The sequence below is a fragment of the Candidatus Cardinium hertigii genome, from assembly GCF_003788695.1.
The window spans coordinates 121,809-143,851 of sequence record NZ_RARA01000024.1 but is presented as its reverse complement, the minus strand read 5'-3'; the positions used below and the strand labels follow the sequence as shown (position 1 = coordinate 143,851).

General features: G+C 36.7%; 17 protein-coding genes. 7 read left to right on the top strand and 10 right to left on the bottom strand.

The features are described from left to right. Positions 1–49: 49 nt before the first annotated feature. The 4 genes from EDM02_RS05675 to EDM02_RS03060 form a co-directional block, all read right to left on the bottom strand. The gene (locus EDM02_RS05675) at positions 50–217 is read right to left on the bottom strand and encodes a hypothetical protein (protein ID WP_184891112.1); all 168 of its coding nucleotides are present in this window, start codon (positions 215–217) and stop codon (positions 50–52) included. A 232-nt stretch (positions 218–449) separates the two neighbouring features. Then, positions 450–1,559: an ankyrin repeat domain-containing protein gene (locus tag EDM02_RS03075; protein ID WP_123663010.1), complete on the bottom strand. Its 1,110-nt coding sequence runs from the start codon at positions 1,557–1,559 to the stop codon at positions 450–452. Positions 1,560–1,622: 63 nt separating this feature from the next. After that, positions 1,623–1,928 (bottom strand): ankyrin repeat domain-containing protein, encoded by a 306-nt coding sequence (locus EDM02_RS06220; protein WP_478210131.1) that lies wholly within the window; start codon positions 1,926–1,928, stop codon positions 1,623–1,625. 2,023 nt (positions 1,929–3,951) lie between these two features. Continuing rightward, a complete protein-coding gene (locus tag EDM02_RS03060; protein ID WP_184891111.1) occupies positions 3,952–4,125 on the bottom strand; it encodes an RNA methyltransferase in 174 nt (57 codons plus the stop codon). Between the two features lie 144 nt (positions 4,126–4,269). Here EDM02_RS03060 and EDM02_RS03055 point away from each other — a divergent pair, with 144 nt between their 5' ends. Next, complete coding sequence (locus EDM02_RS03055) at positions 4,270–4,926, top strand: hypothetical protein (RefSeq protein WP_123663002.1); 657 nt, start codon at positions 4,270–4,272, stop codon at positions 4,924–4,926. 12 nt (positions 4,927–4,938) lie between these two features. Next, entirely contained in the window at positions 4,939–5,475 is a 537-nt protein-coding gene (locus EDM02_RS03050; RefSeq protein ID WP_123663000.1) for a hypothetical protein, read from the top strand. Between the two features lie 70 nt (positions 5,476–5,545). Here the strand turns inward: EDM02_RS03050 and ppdK are convergent, their stop codons facing one another. Next, the gene (gene ppdK, locus EDM02_RS03045; RefSeq protein WP_123662998.1) at positions 5,546–8,215 is read right to left on the bottom strand and encodes a pyruvate, phosphate dikinase; all 2,670 of its coding nucleotides are present in this window, start codon (positions 8,213–8,215) and stop codon (positions 5,546–5,548) included. Positions 8,216–8,298: 83 nt separating this feature from the next. Continuing rightward, on the bottom strand, positions 8,299–11,676 hold the full coding sequence (gene ileS / locus EDM02_RS03040) for an isoleucine--tRNA ligase (protein WP_123662997.1): 3,378 nt from the start codon (positions 11,674–11,676) through the stop codon (positions 8,299–8,301). Between the two features lie 790 nt (positions 11,677–12,466). Between ileS and EDM02_RS03035 the strand changes: the two genes are divergently transcribed. Continuing rightward, positions 12,467–13,423 (top strand): acetyl-CoA carboxylase carboxyltransferase subunit alpha, encoded by a 957-nt coding sequence (locus EDM02_RS03035; RefSeq protein WP_123662994.1) that lies wholly within the window; start codon positions 12,467–12,469, stop codon positions 13,421–13,423. A gap of 208 nt (positions 13,424–13,631) precedes the next feature. Here the strand turns inward: EDM02_RS03035 and EDM02_RS03030 are convergent, their stop codons facing one another. Both EDM02_RS03030 and EDM02_RS03025 read right to left on the bottom strand, forming a co-directional pair. After that, a complete protein-coding gene (locus EDM02_RS03030) occupies positions 13,632–15,848 on the bottom strand; it encodes an ankyrin repeat domain-containing protein (protein WP_184891110.1) in 2,217 nt (738 codons plus the stop codon). Between the two features lie 689 nt (positions 15,849–16,537). Further along, complete coding sequence (locus EDM02_RS03025; RefSeq protein WP_123662990.1) at positions 16,538–17,224, bottom strand: SIMPL domain-containing protein; 687 nt, start codon at positions 17,222–17,224, stop codon at positions 16,538–16,540. A 439-nt stretch (positions 17,225–17,663) separates the two neighbouring features. Here EDM02_RS03025 and EDM02_RS05670 point away from each other — a divergent pair, with 439 nt between their 5' ends. From EDM02_RS05670 to EDM02_RS03010, 4 genes are all read left to right on the top strand, one after another. Further along, entirely contained in the window at positions 17,664–17,828 is a 165-nt protein-coding gene (locus EDM02_RS05670; protein WP_184891109.1) for a hypothetical protein, read from the top strand. A 127-nt stretch (positions 17,829–17,955) separates the two neighbouring features. After that, the gene (greA, locus tag EDM02_RS03020) at positions 17,956–18,426 is read left to right on the top strand and encodes a transcription elongation factor GreA (RefSeq protein WP_123662988.1); all 471 of its coding nucleotides are present in this window, start codon (positions 17,956–17,958) and stop codon (positions 18,424–18,426) included. 131 nt (positions 18,427–18,557) lie between these two features. Then, the gene (locus tag EDM02_RS03015; protein WP_123662986.1) at positions 18,558–18,902 is read left to right on the top strand and encodes a 4Fe-4S dicluster domain-containing protein; all 345 of its coding nucleotides are present in this window, start codon (positions 18,558–18,560) and stop codon (positions 18,900–18,902) included. Positions 18,903–18,968: 66 nt separating this feature from the next. Next, entirely contained in the window at positions 18,969–19,274 is a 306-nt protein-coding gene (locus tag EDM02_RS03010) for a DUF3276 family protein (RefSeq protein WP_123662984.1), read from the top strand. A 523-nt stretch (positions 19,275–19,797) separates the two neighbouring features. Here EDM02_RS03010 and EDM02_RS03005 read toward each other — a convergent pair. Beyond that, a complete protein-coding gene (locus EDM02_RS03005) occupies positions 19,798–21,099 on the bottom strand; it encodes a DNA recombination protein RmuC (RefSeq protein ID WP_123662982.1) in 1,302 nt (433 codons plus the stop codon). Between the two features lie 222 nt (positions 21,100–21,321). Continuing rightward, a complete protein-coding gene (locus EDM02_RS03000; RefSeq protein WP_123662979.1) occupies positions 21,322–22,032 on the bottom strand; it encodes a metallophosphoesterase family protein in 711 nt (236 codons plus the stop codon). Positions 22,033–22,043 lie beyond the last annotated feature (11 nt).

Sequence of the window (22,043 nt, the reverse complement as noted above, 5' to 3'; positions counted from 1 at the left end):
AAAAATAAGTAATTGATACCTCCTTAGTTAAACAGTACCAGAAATTATTTTATTTCCCTTGCATTTTTGAAACGTTTAGAAACTGGCTTAACTGTTTATGTATCTCTTTTGGATCGGCATCAAATATGGCATCATCAATAGTAGCAACATCTTCTAAATCATTATCACAAATTAGGAGATAGTTTGATAAGAACTCCAATCTATTTACCCTTTCCATGAACAGCATATCCAGAGGTAATTGTCTGTTACGGTTTGTAATTTTTGTACTAGNTTTTAGAGGAAAGCATAAGACTTATTTCATAATATTATTAGTAAAAGTTGTTCAATAAACAAAAAAATAAAGTAAGGAAAGAGGTCTAATAGTTTATTTTTGTAGAAGATCTCGTGAACAGTTCCGGTGAAAAATAAGTAATTGATACCTCCTTAGTTAAACAGTACCAGAAATTATTTTATTTCCCTTGCATTTTTGAAGCGTTTAGAAACTGGCTTACCTGCTCATGTATCTCTTTTGGATCGGCATCAAATATGGCATCATCAATAGTAGCAACATCTTCTAAATCATCATCATAAATTAGGAGATAGTTTGATAAAAACTCCAATCTATTTACCCTTTCCATGAACAGCATATCCAGAGGTAATTGTCTGTTACGGTTTCTAATTTTTGTACTAGCACCCTTTTCTAATAAGGCTAAAATATGTTTTATGTCCCTTCTTGCACAGGCTATATGCAGCGCTGTATCACCCTCTTTTGTTTGATCATTAATATGGTCTTTGGTAGTTGGATTTTTGAGCACTTCATCAACTATAAAACGTTGTACTTCGTGACCTTTGAGTAGCAAAAAATGTAAAGCATTTTTATTTTCTGAATCTACAATAAATGGATCTGCTTTGTATGTACGCAACAACATTAAGAGACCTACTTGATTACATTCTCGTCCCATTGCAACCAAACTCATAAACCAAGTATTTGAGGAGTGAATTGCCATTTTATCTACGTTTATTCCTTGCCTATAAATAAAATCGAGTATGTCCCTAAAAGTTTTTTTCTTTCCCTCTTTTTCTCTTTCATTCTTTGTTGGTTCAGAATTAGAAAACAGCATATAAAATGCACTGTAGAATACACAAGCCTTGATATTTACATCTGTTTCGCTAGCATTGGTTCGGAAATAAGTTTCAATGCTGTCTAAGCTTAGCGAATCACTTTCGAAATATGGAATTAATGTATAGTATATAGCATATCTATCACTAACATCCTCATCCCCACGAGAATTATATAAGCAATATTTTGCTATTACTTCGAATGGAATTCTTCTTCCTTTATCTTCTCCTTGAACTAAATAGCGTTTAAGAGCAGCACTCTTAATGTTGTCGCTGTCAAAATCACCCGCATTCTCAAAAAATTTATTGAGAAGTGACGGTTTTTTAAGCATTTTATTATACAGCGAGATAATTGCTTTTACTTCTCTTTTTATTGCATTTTCATTTTTACTTCCTTCTATCGCTCTATTGCTTGTTTCACAAGCCAAATTTTCTCTTGATGAAGAGGAGGATGCACCCAAACTTTGCGTTTGATCTGGTTTTTCATTTCTCTTATNACCTCCTTAGTTAAACAGTACCAGAAATTATTTTATTTCCCTTGCATTTTTGAAGCGTTTAGAAACTGGCNTACGGTTTGTAATTTTTGTACTAGCACCCTTGTTTAATAAGGCTAAAATATGTTTTATGTCCCTTCTTGCACAGGCTATATGCAGCGCTGTATCACCCTCTTTTGTTTGATCATTAATATGGTCTTGGGTAGTTGGATTTTTAAGCACTTCATCAACTATAAAACGTTGTACTTCGTGACCTTTGAGTAGCAAAAAATGTAAAGCATTTTTATTTTCTGAATCTACAATAAATGGATCTGCTTTGTATGTACGCAACAACATTAAGAGACCTACTTGATTACAGTCTCGTCCCATTGCAACCAAACTCATAAACCAAGTATTTGAGGGGTTAATTGACACTTTATCTACGTTTATTCCTTGGTTATAAATAAAATCGAGTATGTCCTTAAAAGTTTTTTTCTTTCCCTCTTTTTTTCTTTCATTCTTTGCTGCTTCAGAATTTAAAAACAGCATATAAAATGCCATGTAGAATACACAATCCTTGATATTTACATCTATTTTGCTAGCATTGGTTCGGAAATAAGTTTTAATGCTGTCTAAACTTAGCGAATCACTTTCGAAATATGGCGTTAATGTATTGTATATAACATATCTATCTTTAGCTTTAGCATCCTCACCCCCAGGAGAATTATATAAGCAATATTTTGCTACTACTTCGAATGGAATTTTTCTTCCTTTAGATTCTTCTTGAATTAAATAGCGTCTAAGAGTAGCATTCTTAATGTCATGTGTACGCATATCACCTGCATTCTCAAAAAATTTATTGAGAAGTGACGGATTGTTAAGTATTTTATTATACAACGAGATAATTTCTTCTACTTCTCTTTTTATTACATTGCTATTTTCACTTCCTTCTATCGCTCTATTGCTTGTTTCATAAGCCAAATTTTTTCTTGATGAAGAGGAGGATGCACCCAAACTTTGCGTTTGATCTGGTTTTTCATTTCTCTTATCCATCTGCTGTCCAGATTGATTACATCCTCCTAGTGTAACTACTGAAACAAATGCCGGTAGTAGACTTATTGTAATCCTCTGGGTGGATTTTGTGTTTTGCATGATCTAGTTAAGTTTAAATATTTAGAATCTTATAACTCTTTACGTTGTATAGCATTAACTATAGTGTGGTAACTGGAGCTCGAATGCTGTTACCTACAGGAATTACCCATATATTCAGCTACTTTTGTATGGTTAGCCTTCTTAGCTCTTAGCTACTTGTGCTGCTGTTTTACCTTGATGGTGCAATATAGCTGCATCCACTCCGTTTATGAGCAACAGCTCCACTACTTTCAGATGATCTCCTGCAGTAGCACAATGTAAAGCTATAGAGCTGTCGTTATCCCTGGCTTGTAAAGTTACATTAAATTAATACAACATCCAAAAAATAATTTTTTTGCATACCTTTTTATTTTCATTAGACTGGCCCCCATGATATTACACCAAATCCTGAAGCAAAACGCCACAACTTTGCAGAAGATGCATTTNNNNAGCAAAAAAAGTAGCTTTAAAATAAGTAGTTTTAAAAAAAAATGGATAAAATCACCAATAATCTATAAAATATGGCTGCCATACCACTGAACGGATACAGTAAAAGTTGTTCAATAAACAAAAAAATAAAGTAAGGAAAGAGGTCTAATAGTTTATTTTTGTAGAAGATCTCGTGAACAGTTCCGNGCGTTTGATCTGGTTTTTCATTTCTCTTATCCATCTGCTGCCCAGATTGATTACATCCTCCTAGTGTAACTACTGAAACAAATGCCGGTAGTAGACTTATTGTAATCCTCTGGGTGGATTTTGTGTTTTGCATGATCTAGTTAAGTTTAAATATTTAGAATCTTATAACTCTTTACGTTGTATAGCATTAACTATAGTGTGGTAACTGGAGCTCGAATGCTGTTACCTACAGGAATTACCCATATATTCAGCTACTTTTGTATGGTTAGCCTTCTTAGCTCTTAGCTACTTGTGCTGCTGTTTTACCTTGATGGTGCAATATAGCTGCATCCACTCCGTTTATGAGCAACAGCTCCACTACTTTCAGATGATCTCCTGCAGTAGCACAATGTAAAGCTATAGAGCTGTCGTTATCCCTGGCTTGTAAAGTTACATTAAATTAATACAACATCCAAAAAATAATTTTTTTGCATACCTTTTTATTTTCATTAGACTGGCCCCCATGATATTACACCAAATCCTGAAGCAAAACGCCACAACTTTGCAGAAGATGCATTTATTTATATGGCTCAATAGGCAAACAGTTTACCATCCCCCACGTTGCCGCAACACTTCATAGAGGAGCATGCCTGCTGCTACCGATACATTTAAGGATGCAATAGCCTTGCATGGGAATATGCACTTGGTGGAGGGTATGGCTGAGATGTTTGGCTGCTATGCCCCTTGCTTCGTTACCCAAAATAAGCGCAATAGGAAACGTTAAATTAAAAAGACTTTTTAGTATCAAATTTTTATTTGCTATTTCAACGGCCTCATAGTGTATTACATACCCTTATATTTTTGCATATATTTGCATATAATGTAGTATATATCTAAATTAGTCAGTGCATTACGTTAACATTACATGCTTTAACTTTAAACAGCAATTGCTATGTTAGTATACAAGAATAAAAATATTTGTGGAGGGTCGCTATTATCATTTTTAACTATGTTAGGCTTAACCTTAAGTGTAGGTGGATGCCCTTCTCCTAAATCCTCAGTCGAATCTAAATCTCAGTCAAAAATAAAAACAAACTTCATACAAGCACAAGCAGAAACACACGAAGAAAACCGTAAAAACGTAACAATTTTACGGCAAAAAATATTGCCTATAATCAAGAAAAACCTTAGTACAGAAAAAGTAAAGGAGCTAGAGAAAAAGATTAATGAATTGGATGAAGCGATAGAAAAAGTTGTGGCAATGGAAAAAGTCTTAACAGCAGCAGAAATAAAAAAGATTAATGAAATGGATGAAACGATAGAAAAAGTTGTGGCAATGGAAAAAGTCTTAACAGCAGCAGAAATAAAGTCAGGGACAGGGGCAGGGATAGACGCATACAGAAACCAAATAAAAGATATGTTTAGTAAATGGGTCAAAGTAATGGAAGTAATAGACCTGATTAGAGATACAGAATCTTCGAAAGAAGTCCAAGATGCTGTTAACGAACCAAATCTTTTTTCAATAAGCGATACTTCCGGTATCCCTTCAGTGGTATGGGGGAAAGATTGTAACGGTTCATTTACGCGGCAGTTTATTTTTGAACTTTAAACAGCAATTGCTATGTTAGTATACAAGAATAAAAATATTTGTGGAGGGGCGCTATTATCATTTTTAACTATGTTAGGCTTAACCTTAAGTGTAGGTGGATGCCCTTCTCCTAAATCCTCAGTCGAATCTAAATCTCAGTCAAAAATAAAAACAAACTTCATACAAGCACAAGCAGAAACACACGAAGAAAACCGTAAAAACGTAACAATTTTACGGCAAAAAATATTGCCTATAATCAAGAAAAACCTTAGTACAGAAAAAGTAAAGGAGCTAGAGAAAAAGATTAATGAAATGGATGAAGCGATAGAAAAAGTTGTGGCAATGGAAAAAGTCTTAACAGCAGCAGAAATAAAGTCAGGGAGAGGGGCAGGGATAGATGCATACAGGAACCAAATAAAAGATATGTTTAGTAAATGGTACGATGTAATGGAAGTAATGGACCTGATTAGAGATACAGAATCTTCGAAAGAAGTCCAAGATGCTGTTACCGAACCAAATCTTTTTTCAATAAGCGATACTTCCGGTATGTACCTTTTTGGCAAACGTTAACATACGAGTAACAAATAATTTAGTAATTAAAAACATTTCTGCCACGCAAGTGAACGGAACAGGGTTCCCCCTATGTAAGGGCTGAAAATTTAATTTTGCTTTGGGCGGCTGCTACCCTTGCAATAGGAACGTTATAGGGTGAACAGGAAAGATAGTGGATGCCCACTTTTTGAAAGAAATCAATTGAGGCAGCATTGGCGGCATGTTCTCCACATACACTTAAGCGTAATTGGGGATTTGCTGTTTTCCCCTGATTAATAGCTATTTTAATGAGTTCTCCTACTCCTGCCTCATCTATTTGTGTAAATGGATCGCATGTAAATATTTTTTGTGCTATATAGTTAGGTAAAAAATTTCCCATATCATCCCTAGAAATACCAAAAGTAGTTTGCGTTAAATCATTGGTACCAAAACTAAAAAATGCTACTATGGGCGCAATCTCGGCTGCAGTTAGTGCCGCCCGTGGTAATTCAATCATAGTACCTACTTGTATATTAAATCGCTGGGACAATAAAGTCTCCATTTTAGCAATGGTTTGATCTATATAAGATTTTATTTTTTGCAGTTCCTTTACTTCGCAAGTAAATGGAATCATAAGCTCTACTTTACTTTCTATTTTTTTTGTTACCTGCACCTTATGCATTGCGCATAAAATGGCTTCCATTTGCATAACATAAATTTCTGGATAGGATATACCTAACCGACATCCCCTATGTCCAAGCATAGGATTCATTTCATGTAAGGCATGGAGGCGTCGAACAACGGAAGATTGGGAAATTTGGAGCTTTGCTGCCATGCGTTGCTGTTCTTTTGTTTCAGTGGGTAAAAATTCATGTAAAGGGGGATCCAGTAATCTAATATTGATAGGCTTTCCCTTTAAAATTTGGAATAAATTTTTAAAATCTTCAGTCTGTAAAACTTGTAAATGTTGCAATACTTTTGTACGTTTTGTTGCATCTTTTGTAAGAATCAACTCTCTAACTAACCAAATGCGTTCCTCCTCGAAGAACATATGTTCGGTACGACATAAGCCAATGCCTTTTGCACCAAACTTTAATGCGGTTACGGTATCCCTTACGGTTTCTGCATTTGACCTTATATCCATATCCCGTTCACAATCTGCCCATTCAAGGAGCGTATGAAATGCTTTAGAAAAGGTAGGCGCTATTAATGTAACCTTACCCTTTATAATGGTACCAGTTGTTCCATCTATGGTTATCTTATCACCCTGCTTTATAGTATGACCCGAAGGGATAGTAAAAAAATGTTGTTTTTCATCAATAAATAATCCTTCAACGCCACATATGCACGGTTTTCCTATGCCTCTGGCTATCACCGCTGCATGAGAGGTCATCCCTCCCTTTGCCGTAAGAAGTCCTACTGATACCTGCATACCTTTTATATCTTCAGGACTGGTTACATTTCTAACCAATATAACTTTATGATCGCAAGCATGCTTTTCAGCATCGTAAGGAGAAAACATGACTATACCCGTAGATGCACCCGGTGAAGCGGGAAGCCCTCTAGCTATAATCTCTGGATGATCCGTATAATCAATTACCGTATGTAATAATTGATGCAAAGATGCAGGGTCAATGCGCATTAAGGCTTCTTGCCTAGTTATCATGCCTTCTGTTACCATATCAACCGCAATCTGCACAGCTGCCGCTGCCGTTCTTTTGCCTTTTCGGGTTTGTAATATATATACCTTACCTTCTTCTATAGTAAATTCAACATCCTGCATATCTCTATAATGTGCCTCTAATGTATGACAGTGTGCCATAAGCTCATTATATGCTTCGGGCATTTGGATATACATAGCACATCTATTTCCATTTGGTAGCGTTCCAATAGGAGATGGCGTACGTATTCCAGAAACAATATCCTCTCCTTGCGCATGTATTAAGCATTCGCCAAAAATTTTTTTTTCTCCATTTGAGGGATTTCTAGTAAAAACAACGCCTGTTGCAGAGGTATTGCCTTTATTTCCAAATACCATAGCTTGAACATTTATCGCCGTGCCACTACTATTGGTGATAGTATGTATTTTACGATATAATACGGCACGTGGAGACATCCAAGATTTTAAAATAGCTTTTATGCCATTTTTTAATTGCTGATAGGGATCTGATTCAACCTCTTTTCCGGTATGTTTGCGTATGGCATCTTGAAAAGCAACTATAATTTTTTGTAAAATCGTAGCAGTAATTTCGGGATCTTGCGTAATAAGATGGTCTATTTTATACCTTGTATAGATCGTATCAAAGATTTCATTGGACACTCCCAGGACTATTGATCCATACATTTGGAGAAATCGTCTATAACTATCATAGGCAAATTTAGGATTATCCGTCTTATTAGCTAAGCCCTGAGCAATTTCCCCATTCATACCTATATTGAGGAGGGTATCCATCATACCGGGCATAGAAATACTTGCACCAGATCTTACAGATAATAATAAAGGATCATAGGTAGAGCCGAAAATTTTACCCGTAACCTGCTCCAAAGATTGAATGGCATCAGCTAACATTTCTTCAAAGGCAGTAGCAAAATGATTGTCGTTCTTATAATAATGTTCCCATACAACAGTGGCTATCGTAAAACCAGGAGGTATGGGTAACCCAAGTTTTGACATCTCCGCAAGGTTAGCGCCCTTATCTCCAAGTAGATGTGGCATATGGGCATTTCCTTCCGTAGGCCATCCCCTTCCAAAGCGGTAAATAAATTTATTCGTGGTCATTTCGTATAACAGTATTAGATTTTTTGCCTACGTAATGTACTGCTGAATGGATGCATCTAAAGCAAGTAAAGCTTGCGTTTATATCATGGCATTTTGGTAAGCCAAACCATTACCTGTATGCCTTCTATATGCATTATGGAGCCTTCTGTTTTTGTTTCTGTTTCTGTTTCTGTTTCTGTTTCTGTTTCTGTAGGATACATCACAAAATTCAATGAAATGGCTTGTGTTTCCGTACAAATATAATCCATATATTGGGTAATAGCTTGGTAAATTTGTTGCTCTTTTTGAATATCAATTATAATCTTATCTTCAACCTTAAAGTTCAACTCTTTGCGCAACTGTTGAATACGGTGGACAATTTCCCGTGCCATCCCCTCTTCTTGTAATGCCTCATTTAGAGTAATATCTAGTGCAATGGTAAGCGCTCCTTCTGTAGCTACACACCAGCCTGGCATATCTTCTGTAACAATGGATACATCCGCTAGGGTAAGGGGTATTTTTTCATCTTCTAGCCATAATAGATGGGTTTCGCCCCTTTCTAACGCACAAATGTCAGCTGCTGTTAAGGCTAGTATAGCCTCATGCAGTAGCTTCATTTTACTACCATATCGTTTTCCTAAAAGGGAAAAGTTGGGTCTTACTTTCTTCTGGATAAGTTGATGCGTATTATCTAAATAGTAGATTTGCTTTACATTAAGCTCATTTTTAATGAGCTCTTCTACATTAGGTAGGTCTGTTGTCCTAAGCAGAGACGTTGCTAAAATGCTTATGCTAGGCAAAGGTTGACGTACCTTAATTTTATATTTCTTGCGTAAGGCATGGGCTAACGAAACAATGGTTTGTACTTGAAGCATCTCTGTTTCCAATGTGAGATCTACCACCTGCTCCGATCCTACTCCTACTCCTACTGGAAAATCTGATAAATGTACAGAATCATGGTTTTCTTTTCCAGTAACCTGATTCAATCCTTGGTAAAGATAGTCGGCATAAAAAGGAGCTACTGGAGCTATAAGTTTTGCAATGGTCAGTAGGCAATTATATAAGGTCTGGTAAGCAGCCTCTTTATCTTGATCTTGACTATTTTTCCAAAATCTTTTTCTATTTAAGCGTACATACCAGTTGCTCAAATCATCTATTACAAAATCTTGAATGGCTCTAGCCGCTAAGGTAGGTTCATAGCTATCATAGGCTTTTGTTACCGTTTTAATCAATGAATTGCAGCGGGAAATAATCCATCTATCACTTGTATGCATATCGGTCAGTGGTACTGCTTGAAAGTAGAAATGGTCTATATTGGCATAAAGGGCAAAAAAATTATAGATATGGTTTAGGGTAATAAAAAATTTACGTATTACTTCCTCTACGCCTCCCACATCAAATTTTAAATTTTCCCATGGATGGCTATTACTGATCATATACCAACGTAGCGCATCTGGACCATATTTTGTCAATAACTTCATTGGGTCAAGCGTATTACCGATGCTTTTAGACATTTTATTGCCATCCTTATCCAAAACCAATCCCATAGCCACTACTTGCTTAAAAGCAGCCGTTTCAAAAAGCAAGACCGCAATAACATGCAAGGTAAAAAACCATCCTCTCGTTTGGTCCACCCCTTCTGCAATAAAATCAGCAGGAAAGTTTTTTTCAAATATTTCTTGGTTTTCAAATGGATAATGCCATTGGGCACAGGGCATAGCACCAGAATCAAACCATACATCTATAACAGCTGTTTCGCGATACATAGGTAATCCATTGCTACTGACTAGTATGATATCGTCTACATAAGGACGATGCAAATCTATAGCTTCAGGTAACGCACTTTGCATATAGCCTGCTAATACGGCTTGATCCACTTCAAATCTAAGTTCAGCTAGGGAACTGATACATTTTTCTTCTGTTTGATCAGCTGTGCGCCAAATAGGAAGCGGAATACCCCAATAGCGGTCACGGCTTATGTTCCAGTCTACCAGATTTTCTAACCAATTACCAAATCGGCCTTTCCCCACAGTAGCGGGTTTCCATTGAATGGAGTTGTTTACAGTAACCAATAGTTCTTTGTAGGCCGTAGTTTTAATAAACCAAGCGTCCAATGGATAGTAGAGAATCGGTTTATGGGTACGCCAACAGTGGGGATAACTGTGGGTGTACGGTGCTACCTGAAACGCTTTATTTTCTTGCTTTAGTTTATCAGCAATTAGCCAATCTACAGAAGGCAAATGGGCATTTTTTTCATACGCTACCTTTACATAGCGTCCAGCAAAATCAGAAATTTCTGGCACAAAACGGCCTTGTTTGTCTACAATGGGTACTACTTGGCCAGTTGGATGGGTTACCGTAATAGAGGCAATATTTTCTTTTTGGGCTATTCGGTAATCGTCTGCACCAAAAGTAGGTGCAATGTGCACGATTCCAGTACCTTCTGTAGTGCTTACAAAATCAGCCGCTATTACTTTAAAAGCATCTCCTTGTGGTGATACATAAGGCAAAAGCTGTTCATATCGCAAACCTATTAAATCTGTTCCGCTATAGTGCGCCACAATCTCCCAAGGCAAAGCCGTAGCCGTAGTAGTAGCAGTAGCAGTAGTATGGGCCTGATGAGACAGCTGGTAGCTATCCTTACTATTTTGTGCTCCTGTAAAAAAACGTTCTATCGCATCTTCAGCCAAAATCACCTGAATAGGAAGCTGTGTATAGGGATTGATGGTAGCTATTTTAACATAATTAATGGCAGCACCTACAGCTAAGGCACTATTAGCCGGAAGCGTCCATGGAGTAGTAGTCCATGCTAAAAAATATTCGTTCTCTTTATCGCTTCGTTTAAACTGTGCAACAAGGGCCATATCATTGATCTCTTTATAAGCGCCTGGTTGGTTTAATTCATGGGAACTGAGCCCCGTTCCAGCAGCAGGTGAATAAGGCTGTATGGAGTGACCTTTATATAATAAACCTTTGTTATAAAGTGCTTTTATCAGATACCAAACACTCTCCAAATAATTACGTTCATAGGTAATGTAAGGCGCTTGGTTATCTTTCCAGTAACCCAGTTCCCTATTAAGGGCTTCCCACTGGCTTGTATAGGCCATAACGGTTTTTCGGCATTGCTGATTGTAATCAATAATGCTAATTTTTTTACCAATATCTTCCTTTGTAATGCCCAATTGTTTTTCAACCTGAAGCTCTACCGGTAAACCATGGGTATCCCAGCCGCTTTTACGCTCTACATAAAAGCCTTGCATAGTTTTATATCTGGTAAAAAGATCTTTAACCGTCATAGATAAGATATGATGTACACCTGGTGCACCATTGGCAGAAGGAGGTCCCTCAAAAAAAACGAAAGGTTCATTTTTTTTGCGTTGTTGCATAGAGCGTTCAAATATTTTGTTTTCCTCCCAAAAATCGTTTATATCTTTTGAAATTTGTGCAAAGTTTAATTGCATTTGCGTGGTATACTTTTTCATCTATGCATGCGTATATAGGGGTGGAAGGAAACTATTCTAAGCGCTAATTTATGAAAAAAGTTAGATAGTGGGGTATAATATGGTTTATAGCAGCACTTTTCAATCAATCTGTTCACCTGCGTGGCAGCCATATTTTATAGATTACAGAAAATGACTAATAATTAATAATTGATGATTTTATCCATTTTTTTAAAAACTACTTCTTTTTTTAAAAAATTACTGTTTTTAAAGCTACTTTTTTTGCTTGATCAAAAAAAGTAGCCAAAAAAAATCAAGCGCTGGTGAACAAAGCTGTTAAAATTTCAGTCTGAAAGCTGAAAATCAGAACTTGCCCAGGCCTGCAGCCTTGGGCTCAAACAGGCTGATTTTCTAATAGCTTTCAGACTGAAATTTTCTAATCACAGCTTTGTTCAAGGCGCGTTTTTATGATCTTGCATTAGTACTATTTGCTAGGTACGAACGTGAACAAATACGCTTAGGCCACATGACTGAAAGGGCACCTATTTCTAATTGATACGAATACGGATACGCATACGCATAGGCCACTCCACTGAACGGATACATTATTTCATAGATTTACTTATCTTAATTATGTTTTAAACTAAGCCAGTTATATAGTATATAATACATGTAGTATATAAATGGAATGTTAAATATGATGGATCATCCAATTACCGAAAGAATAGGTATGCTGAATGGCACAGAAACATATTAATTAAAAAAATTTGCACAGATGGTTGTGAAAAAGCAGCTGTTTCCATGAGAATTTAAACAATGCAAATGGTATTATATGCTATTAGATTTTGAAAAACCTATTGTTGAGCTTGAAGAAAAGCTTGCCAACATGCAAAAAGCAGCTAAGCAGCAAAATGCACCCGAGTTAATGGCCTCAATAGCTAAGTTGTCTACTGATATTCAAGAATTAAGAAATAGAACCTTTCAAAATCTAACCAGGTGGCAACGGGTTCAGTTGGCTCGCCATTCAGATAGACCCTATACACTCGACTACATCCAACAGATTACAGAAGATTTTGTACCATTACATGGAGACCGCTTTGCAGGGGATGATAAAGCAATGGTTGGTGGATTTGGTACCATAAATGGAAAAACGATGATGTTGATTGGTCATCAAAAGGGTAGAACCACCAAAGAACGGCAAATGCGCAATTTTGGTATGCCAAATCCAGAAGGTTATCGCAAAGCACTTCGGCTTATGCATTTAGCAGAAAAATTTAATAAAGCTATTATTACTTTTATAGATACACCTGGTGCCTATCCAGGATTAGGAGCAGAGGAACGTGGCCAAGCAGAAGCTATTGCCCGCATCATTCAAGCTATGTTTGGACTGAGTGTACCTATTATATCAATTGTTATTGGTGAAGGTGCATCAGGAGGTGCTTTAGGTATTGCAATAGGTGACCGTGTATTGATGTTAGAAAACACCTGGTATTCTGTTATTTCTCCTGAATCTTGTTCTTCTATTCTTTGGAAAAATCGCGATTATAAGGAGCAAGCAGCGGAAGTATTACAAGTAACGGCTAATGATATGTATAATTTTGGTCTGGTAGATGGGCTAATTAAGGAACCAGTAGGGGGCGCACATAGAGATCTACCAGCGGCCGCAGCGCTGGTTAAAGAAAGTATTCTAATGCACCTAGGAAATTTAACCAGTAAGCCCACAGAAACTTTACTAAAAGAACGGACCGAGAAATTTTGTACCATGGGAAGAATACAACCAAATTTGTAGACCGAATCTATGTATTATACTCCCCTATCCTTCTTTTTCACTTTTTGCTTGAGCAAAAAAACGTATCCGTTCAGCGGTGTGGCTTATACGTATGTATCCGTTCAATCGTGTGGCCAATTAGAAATAGCATAATAATGCAAGATTATAAAAAACGCGCCTTGAACAAAGCTGTGATTAGAAAATTTCAGTCTAAAAGCTAGTAGAAGGATTATTTTGAAGGATTATTGAAAAGAAAGCGCTCCAGCTCTTGATGGCACTTTATGTGGCCATTCTGTAAAGCCAAATACGCAGCTGTTTTATTAAACGTATTGGGCATAGTTAATGAAGCACCTGCTCTTATAAGTGCCCTTACAGCTTTTATATGGCCATTTTGAGCAGCAAGGTGCAGTGCTGTATTTTTATGCTGATCTAGCGCATTAATTTCTGCTTTTGCAGTTAGTATAGCCCTTATACAAATATCACATCCATTTTGAGCGGCAGCGTGTAATGGCGTTTCTCCTCTATTGTTTTTAGTATTTACCTTGGCGCCATGGCGTATCAGCAACAAGACACAATCCGAATGCCTATTTTGAACAGCAGCATGCAAAGGTGTTATATGAAATTGATTGGCCATATTTAGTTTTAGCTTATGTTTCATAGCCTTATTAATAATTGATGGACTATCCATTATGCGTTTTTTAGTGATAGCTTTCCCCTGTTGATCTGCTTCAATCAATGCTTCTATACAGGCAAAATGGCCACCAGCAGCTGCCAGATACAGGGGTGTTTCTTTTGCTTTATTGCAAGCGCTAATCTTTCCCCCGGATTGTATCAATTCTTTCAAACAATCTGTATACCCTTTTTTTGCGGCCATATGCATAGCAGTAGTACCTGATTTGGTTACGGCATTAACTTTACATTTTGCCTTGATAAGTTCTTGTAAACAAGCCAAATTACCCTGTTTTGTAGCTACATGCAGAGGCATAACGCCCCAGTGATTGGCTACATTTACAACTGCTCCTGCTTTTATAAGTGCTAAACTGCAATCTATATGTTGCAATGCAATAGAGAAATGCAGCGGTGTATTCTTAAACCGATCAACCGCAAAAGGCTTGCTCCCAGCTGCTAGCAGTAATTGTAAACATAATATATGGCCGCCTTTGGCAGCCATATGCAACGGTGTAAATACTTCTTCTGTGGTAGCATACACATCCGCACCAGCCTTTAAAAGAATAGCTATACAGTGATGATGGCCATGGAAAGCGCTTAGATGTAAGGGCGTCTTTTTATAGATATCCGGTGCATTTATAGCACTTCCTTCCTTAATAAGCTGCTCTACGCAAGCAAAATGACCTGATTGAGCTGCCCAGTGCAGTGGTGTGCGTTGTTTTTCACCAATTGCTTGTATGCCTTCTTGATTGGCTGCGATCAATGTTTGCAGGCAAGTCAATTTACCATAACGAGCCGCTAAATGTAAAGGCGTATTTTGGTGCTTATTACGCACACATGGATTTCCACCAGTTCGTAGTAATAGCTGTAAACAATCTACATGACCATTCAAAGCTGCAGCATGTAAGGGTGTATTGAGTCCATCTATTGCATGGATATCTGCTTTATAGTTTAACAATGCCTGTAGCATGTCAAGCTGTCCATATTGAGCTGCTAAATACAAAGCAGAAATACCACTTGACGTAATAGCATTGATATCAGCATTATGCTGCACTAGCAGTCCTAGATTTTCAACTTTACCACTTTGCGCTACTATATGAAGGGGTGTTACCTTATCCTTTTTGGTAAAGACTTGAACCTTTGCACCTGCTTGAATTAATGCTTGCATAGAGGGAAGAGAACCAGATAAAGCAGCACAATGAAGTGGTGTAACATTATCTTCATCAAGTTTATGCACATTCGCTCCTTTGCTAATCAAATAGTGTATACAATTGGTATGGCCAGCTTCTGAGGCTACATGAAGGGGTGATCTTCCTAGATAATTTGACGTATGCACACTAGCTCCAATCGCAATCAGCTCCCTAATAATAGCAGTATGTCCATTTTGTGCAGCAAAATACAAAGGAGTTCTACCCAGATTATCAACCATATTTACCTTAGCACCTACATTGATCAGTTCTTGTACGCAGTGTAAATGGCCTTTAGAAGCGGCAATATGCAGGGCACTAATTTTGTTATTATCTACTAGATGTACATTTTTTCCGTTAGCAATTAAGGAGCGCAAATGTACTATATTGCCTTTGGCAGCAGCTATATGGACCTCTATAGGAGACAGGTGATTGCCTATGGGAACCGATTTAACTATATGCGCAACTTGAGGAAATCCTGTCTCTTTTTCTACAAAATGTGCAGTAGCTATAGCCGGAAATACAAAGATAATAAGGATAATATAGATAAACATCCTAAACAGAAGGGACAATTTTCTCTTTTTAAGCATATAATACATATTATATTTAGCATGGGTTTATTTTTACGTAAGTATCCGTTCACTTGCGTGGTAGACATATTTTATAGATTATTAATGATTTTATCCATTTTGTTAAAAACTACTTCTTTTTCTTTTAAAGCTACTTTTTTTGCTTGATCAAAAAAAGTAGCCAAAAAAAATCAAGCGCTGGTGAACAAAGCTGTTGAAAATTTCAGGCTGAAAGCTGAAAATCAAAACTCGCCCAGGCTTGCAGCCTTGGGCTCAAACAAGTTGATTTTCTAATAGCTTTCAAACTAAAATTTTCTAATCACAGCTTTGTTCAAGGCGCGTTTTTTATAATCTTGCATTATTATGCTATTTCTAATTGGTACGAAAATGGATATATATAAGCCACATGACTGAACGGATACGACGAAGAGTAGGCTCAAACAGGCTGATTTTCTACTACTACCTTGCAGCCTGAAATTTTCTAGTCACAGCTTTGTTCAAGGCGCATTTTTTACGATCTAGTATTATTCCGCTATCTCTAATTGGTGTGAACAGAGATACGTATAGGCCACATGACTGAACGGATACCATAAATAAGAACTACGCGTCGTTGCAATAGAAAATTGCAGCAAGTGTGTTATACATATTCAAAGGTTTTTACCACGAAAACGTTATGCAAGCCTTCCTTCAGGCTTATCACGTAGCTATTGCTACTTAATGGCATAATTTACATAGGTAACGATGCGTACATGTTTCTTGGTCGGTATATGGGTATCACTTATTGAAAAAGTACCCTGCGTAGCAGTACGCAAAGAACCTAACTGTATATGGGCATCAGCAGCCAATTGTTCCGCTGCAGTTCTGGCGTTTATGGTAGCTTCTTGTAACATAGCAACCTTAATTTTATTTAGCTCCGTAAATTCAAATTTTACAGGATCTCTCCAGTGCATCTTTAATTGGACACCCTTCTTGAGTAATTCTTGAGATTTTTGTACAGCTGCCCAAAGCAAAGAAACATCTGATGTATGTACCGTTAGTTGCATTTCTTCTATATATCTTAGTTTCTTATCTTGTTGTGTATTATATTGTGCATTGTCCTTCAGTTGAGGTATGCCATAAACTATATGCTGATCTATAAAACCCTGTTCTCTTAAAAAAGAAACTACCGTATCGGTTTGTTGCTTGATTTGTACATTAACTTGATTCAAATCCTCACCTGCCGTCTCAAAACGAATATCCCAAATGCCTATAGTAGCGTCTACTTCTCGCTCTGCTAGACCTTTTACGCTAATACATTGAGCGCCTAGGGAACGCACATACACAAATGCCCCACTAAAAATAATACTACTCAATACAAACCCTATGCTAAGGATTAAACTGCCTCTTATGTTTTTCATTTGTTTTTTATTTTAATGCCCATTTTTCATTTTAATACCCAAGTATAGCGTGATGGTTTTCCACTACCATCTATACTACCACATCCGATCCTTTCAGCCATATGTATATGTATATGAATTTAGTACGCATACAAATAAAAAGCAACCCTACTTAACGTTTTAATTTTTTTATAAGCAATTGCATTGCGCTAATACATATTATATATAATATTGTATGTTGCTAATGCGTATATAATTTTTACGCAAATATCTAAAACCAACTTCCTAGTATGATCAACGGTATGGTCAACGGGAAGTAAACAAAAGGAATTTACTTAAAAATACCCTATTTTTGGGTTTTACTTACAATACCTGTTACAAAAACGAAATATTCAGATAATGCACCCATAATTATGGGTGCAACCTGAAAGGAATAATAATTTGTGTATATACAATGAACATGAAAGGCAATACAAAAGCAATTGTAACATTTTTAGCAGTGCTACTGGCGCTGCTTTCTATAGGTATGCATTTGGGTGTTATAGCAGTACCCATATTAGCTGGATATAAGTTTAGTATGATATCTATTGCCTTTGTATTGTTAGGTATATCTATGCTTTGTTAACTCAACATACATATAAATTTTAAATATTAAAGATTAGATGGTTAGATGCGGTAAATTTTTTGAAGTAATTTCATAATGAAAATCATACCCATACCAAAACCATTAGAACATAAAACTAAGAGTATCCATGTCTTATTATACAGAAGAAGGGCTAGAGCAAATTAAAAAAGAGCTTAGTTGGTTAAAAAGCGAAGGTCGAATACGCATAGCTAATGACCTTGCAGAAGCCTGTAAAAAAGGCGATTTAAGTGAAAATGCAGAGTATGATGCTGCTAGAGAAGCGCAAGGCTTGTTGGAAGCAAAGATTGCTACATTGGAAACTTTGGTAGCAAATGCTAGGGTATTAAAAGAGAGTGAAATTGACTTTTCCCGGGTTTCCATTCTCTGTAAAACACGTGTCAGAAATAGGAAAACCCAAACAGAATCTGTTTTTATGCTTGTTTCACAGGGTGAAACTGACCTAAAGCAGGGTAAAATATCGATTAATTCCCCTATGGGAAAAGGATTATTAGGTAAAAAGGTGGGCGAAATAGCACGTATTGATACCCCTTCTGGTATTATTGAATTAGAAATTTTAAAAATTGGATTAGAATTGTAAACAAAACAACCTAATATTCTATAAACATTAGCATGTAGGCGTTATTTTATTGGGAAGAGATTTGCTGCAATCTTTTATTTCTGTTAATTTAGTAGTTGTCTAAACGGATATAATTAAAATTTTTATGAGCTATGGCTTTACGGATAACAGACGCATGTATTAATTGTGGTGCATGCGAAGTAGCCTGTCCCAATACTGCGATATATGAGGGCGGTGTGGATTGGCAATGGTCACAAGGTACGCAGTTGCAAACAGTAGAGGTAGAAGGGAAAATACTGAATGCAGCTTTGCCGCAAGATCCTTATACGCATGATACGTTTTATATTGTTATGGGCAAATGTACTGAATGCGTAGGTTTTCACGAAGAACCTCAATGCGCAGCCGTTTGCCCTGTAGATTGCTGTGTATTGGACCTTGACCATCAGGAAACGCCAGAAGCGTTGCTAGCAAAAAAGAAATTTTTGCATGGCTGTTAAACGTTTATAGGATATAAATACATATTACATACTTACTTACACTAACAACTTAAAATATAATATATAGTGGAATTAAACACAGGACTAGATGAGGTTTATTCCAAAAGAGTAAATGCGGGGAAAAGGGTTTATTTCTTTGATATAAAATCTACCAGAGGTGGGGATTATTACCTCACCATCACAGAAAGCAAGAAAAAAACAGAAGAAGATGGGAAGTTTTACGAAAAACATAAAATTTTTCTATATAAGGAAGATGTAAACAAATTTGTCCATGCGCTTAATGAGGTCGTTTATTACCTTAAAACGGTATTAATGGCTGACTATGCGTTTGATCAATTTGATCGTAATATAGAAGACACCCAAAGTAAGTAGCATTAGTATGCGTTCAGTCATGTGGTCTATACGTATCTGTGTTCACACCCATTAGAAATAGTGCAATAATACTAGATCGTAAAAAATGCGCCTTGAACAAAGCTGTGACTAGAAAATTTCAGGCTGAAAGGTAATAGAAAATCAACCTGTTTGAGCCTACTCTTCGTCTTTGAAAAGCTGGCTGCGTTCCGTTTCGGGATTCAGCGTACTTGGGGTCCCCATGATGTATGTACATACATCATGGGGCGAACTTGCATAGTGCGTACTATGCTGCGTGCGCTTCACCCTCGCGCGCCTTGCCAGCTTTCCAAATCCATTGAGTAACCATAGAGCGAGTTTTGATTTTCAGCTTTCAGGCTGAAATTTTCAACAGCTTTGTTCACCAGCGCTTGATTTTTTTTGGCTACTTTTTTTGATCAAGCAAAAAAAGTAGCTTTAAAAGAAATAGTTTTTAACAAAAAAGAAATAGTTTTTAACAAAATGGATAAAATCATTATATATTAAATAGGTATCTATACCTTTTTTATTCTTCTTTTTCCTTTTCATTTTCATTATTTATAGCTTTATCTATCAGTTGTTGGTCCAATACTTTACTGGTACGTGCACCTAATATTTTCATTTTTTGTGCCCTAGATACTAAACTACCCTTTCCATCATATAGTTTTTTGGTTGCTTCTAAATAGTTTTTTTTAGTTAAATCTAACTGACGGCCTATATTTTTAATATCTTCTATAAAGGAAACAAATTTATCATATAGGGCGCCTCCTTGTGTGGCAATTTCTACAGCATTTTGATTTTGGTATGCTTGGCGCCATAGGTTTGCAATGGTTCGTAGGGTGGCCATTAAATTTGAAGGAGAGACGATAACAATATTGCGTTCATAGGCTTCATTAAAAAGGGTTGCTGCTTCTTGAACAGCTAATACAAAGGCTGGTTCAATAGGTATAAACATTAATACAAAGTCTAAATGCTGAAGTCCATAAAGCGATTGATAACTTTTTTCGTTTAGTGTTTTAATATGACGTCTAATAGAATGGATATGTTGTTTGAGGTGAAAAGACCGTTGCATTTCATTATCCATATTAAAAAATTGCTCATAATGGTTCAAAGATACTTTTGAATCAATAATAATATTTCGGCCTTCGGGAAGATTAATTACTACATCTGGCTGCAATCTTTGTCCATTTTCCGTTGTAATAGAGGGTTGTATAACATATTCTCTATTTTTGACTAGTCCAGATTGTGTGAGAATATTTTCTAAAATAAATTCTCCCCATCCGCCCTGTAATTTTGCATCTCCCTTAAGGGCTTTAGTCAAATTTTCAGCTTCTTTCGTGATTTTTATATTAAGTTCATGTAGCTGCTTTAATTCTGTTCGTAAAGCTACATTCCTTGCCAAACTCTCTTGGTTATAATGCGTTACTTGTTTTTCAAAAGTAGTAATTTTTTCATTGAGCGGTGTTAACAATCGTTCCATTTGGAGCTGGCTTTGGTCTGTAAATTTCTTACTTTTTTCTTCTAATAGGTCATTTGCTAAGTTTTTAAAATGAATGCTTAGTTGGGTTTGCAGGAGGTTAAAAGATTCTCCCTGTTCAGCTATTTTCTTTTCTAAGTGGATATGGTGTGCCACTGAGGTGGCTAATTCTTTGCTAATTTGCAGATGTTTTTCCTGAAATAATAGGGATTGATGCTTACTTTCTCCCAAATCCCTTTCTAGGTTAGTAATGGTATTTGCTAAGGTTGCAAGGGCTGTTTTTCGCAAAATATTTGCTACTAACCATCCAATGGTTAAACCCAGTAGCCATGCAATAATAAAATAGATCATTGTTATTGTTAACGGATATGAAAGGTAAAAATTATTATAAGTTAGTAGTTAGTAGATTGTTAGTAAATTGTATGGATAAACACTATTATGTCTCATATCCTCCAAGCCCATACCGTAAAAAAGCTCCTTAGTTTTACTGAATTACGCATTTTTTAGAATGCTTCAAAAAAAATTGTTTTTAGCCCTGTTCTTTACAGCAAGCTATATATTACAAAAAATATATTAATAAGGATAATAAACACCCATGGATGATTGGGATATCAGCAACTTTTTGACTGCTTGACCGCGAGGAATGACCTGTTCCTTTTGAAGAACCATGGCTGTCAACATTCCTCCATAAACACATGCTGTATCAATTCCTGTTGCCCACGGATGAAATTGAGGCTCAAAAAAAGCATTGTGACCAAAAACAATATGAGGGGGGCCTTTATATGCCCTCCCCCACCATTGGGAATGGTTCTTATTATAACAAGGTTTTTTCTCCTCAGTGAGTCCACGAATAGAGAGCAGCACCTTCCGATCTTGGCAGGCTAGCGTAATGCCAGGCACCAAACCCGCATGCACGACAAGGAGTTCATGCTCAGGCAGAGCATACCAGAGTGGGAAAGAGTGCATCCACATCCAATCCTCTTCGGTTAATGCTTGGGCAATAGCCAGATGCATAGGAAGTAATTCCACTGATTTAGAATTATAATCGTTCGAATCTTCTTGAGAAGTACGCCACAAAAGAAGTTTTTCCTCATGATTCCCCCGTACAACAAGAGCGCCTATTTCTCGTACAAGTTTTAATACTCCCAAGGAATCAGGGCCACGGGCAATAAGATCACCTACAAAAATTAGCCTATCACTTGGCTTATATGCAATGGTTTTTAGTAGATAGGTAAGCTCTTTATAACAGCCATGCACATCACCTACAATGATTGTACGTTCCATATCAGCAGATC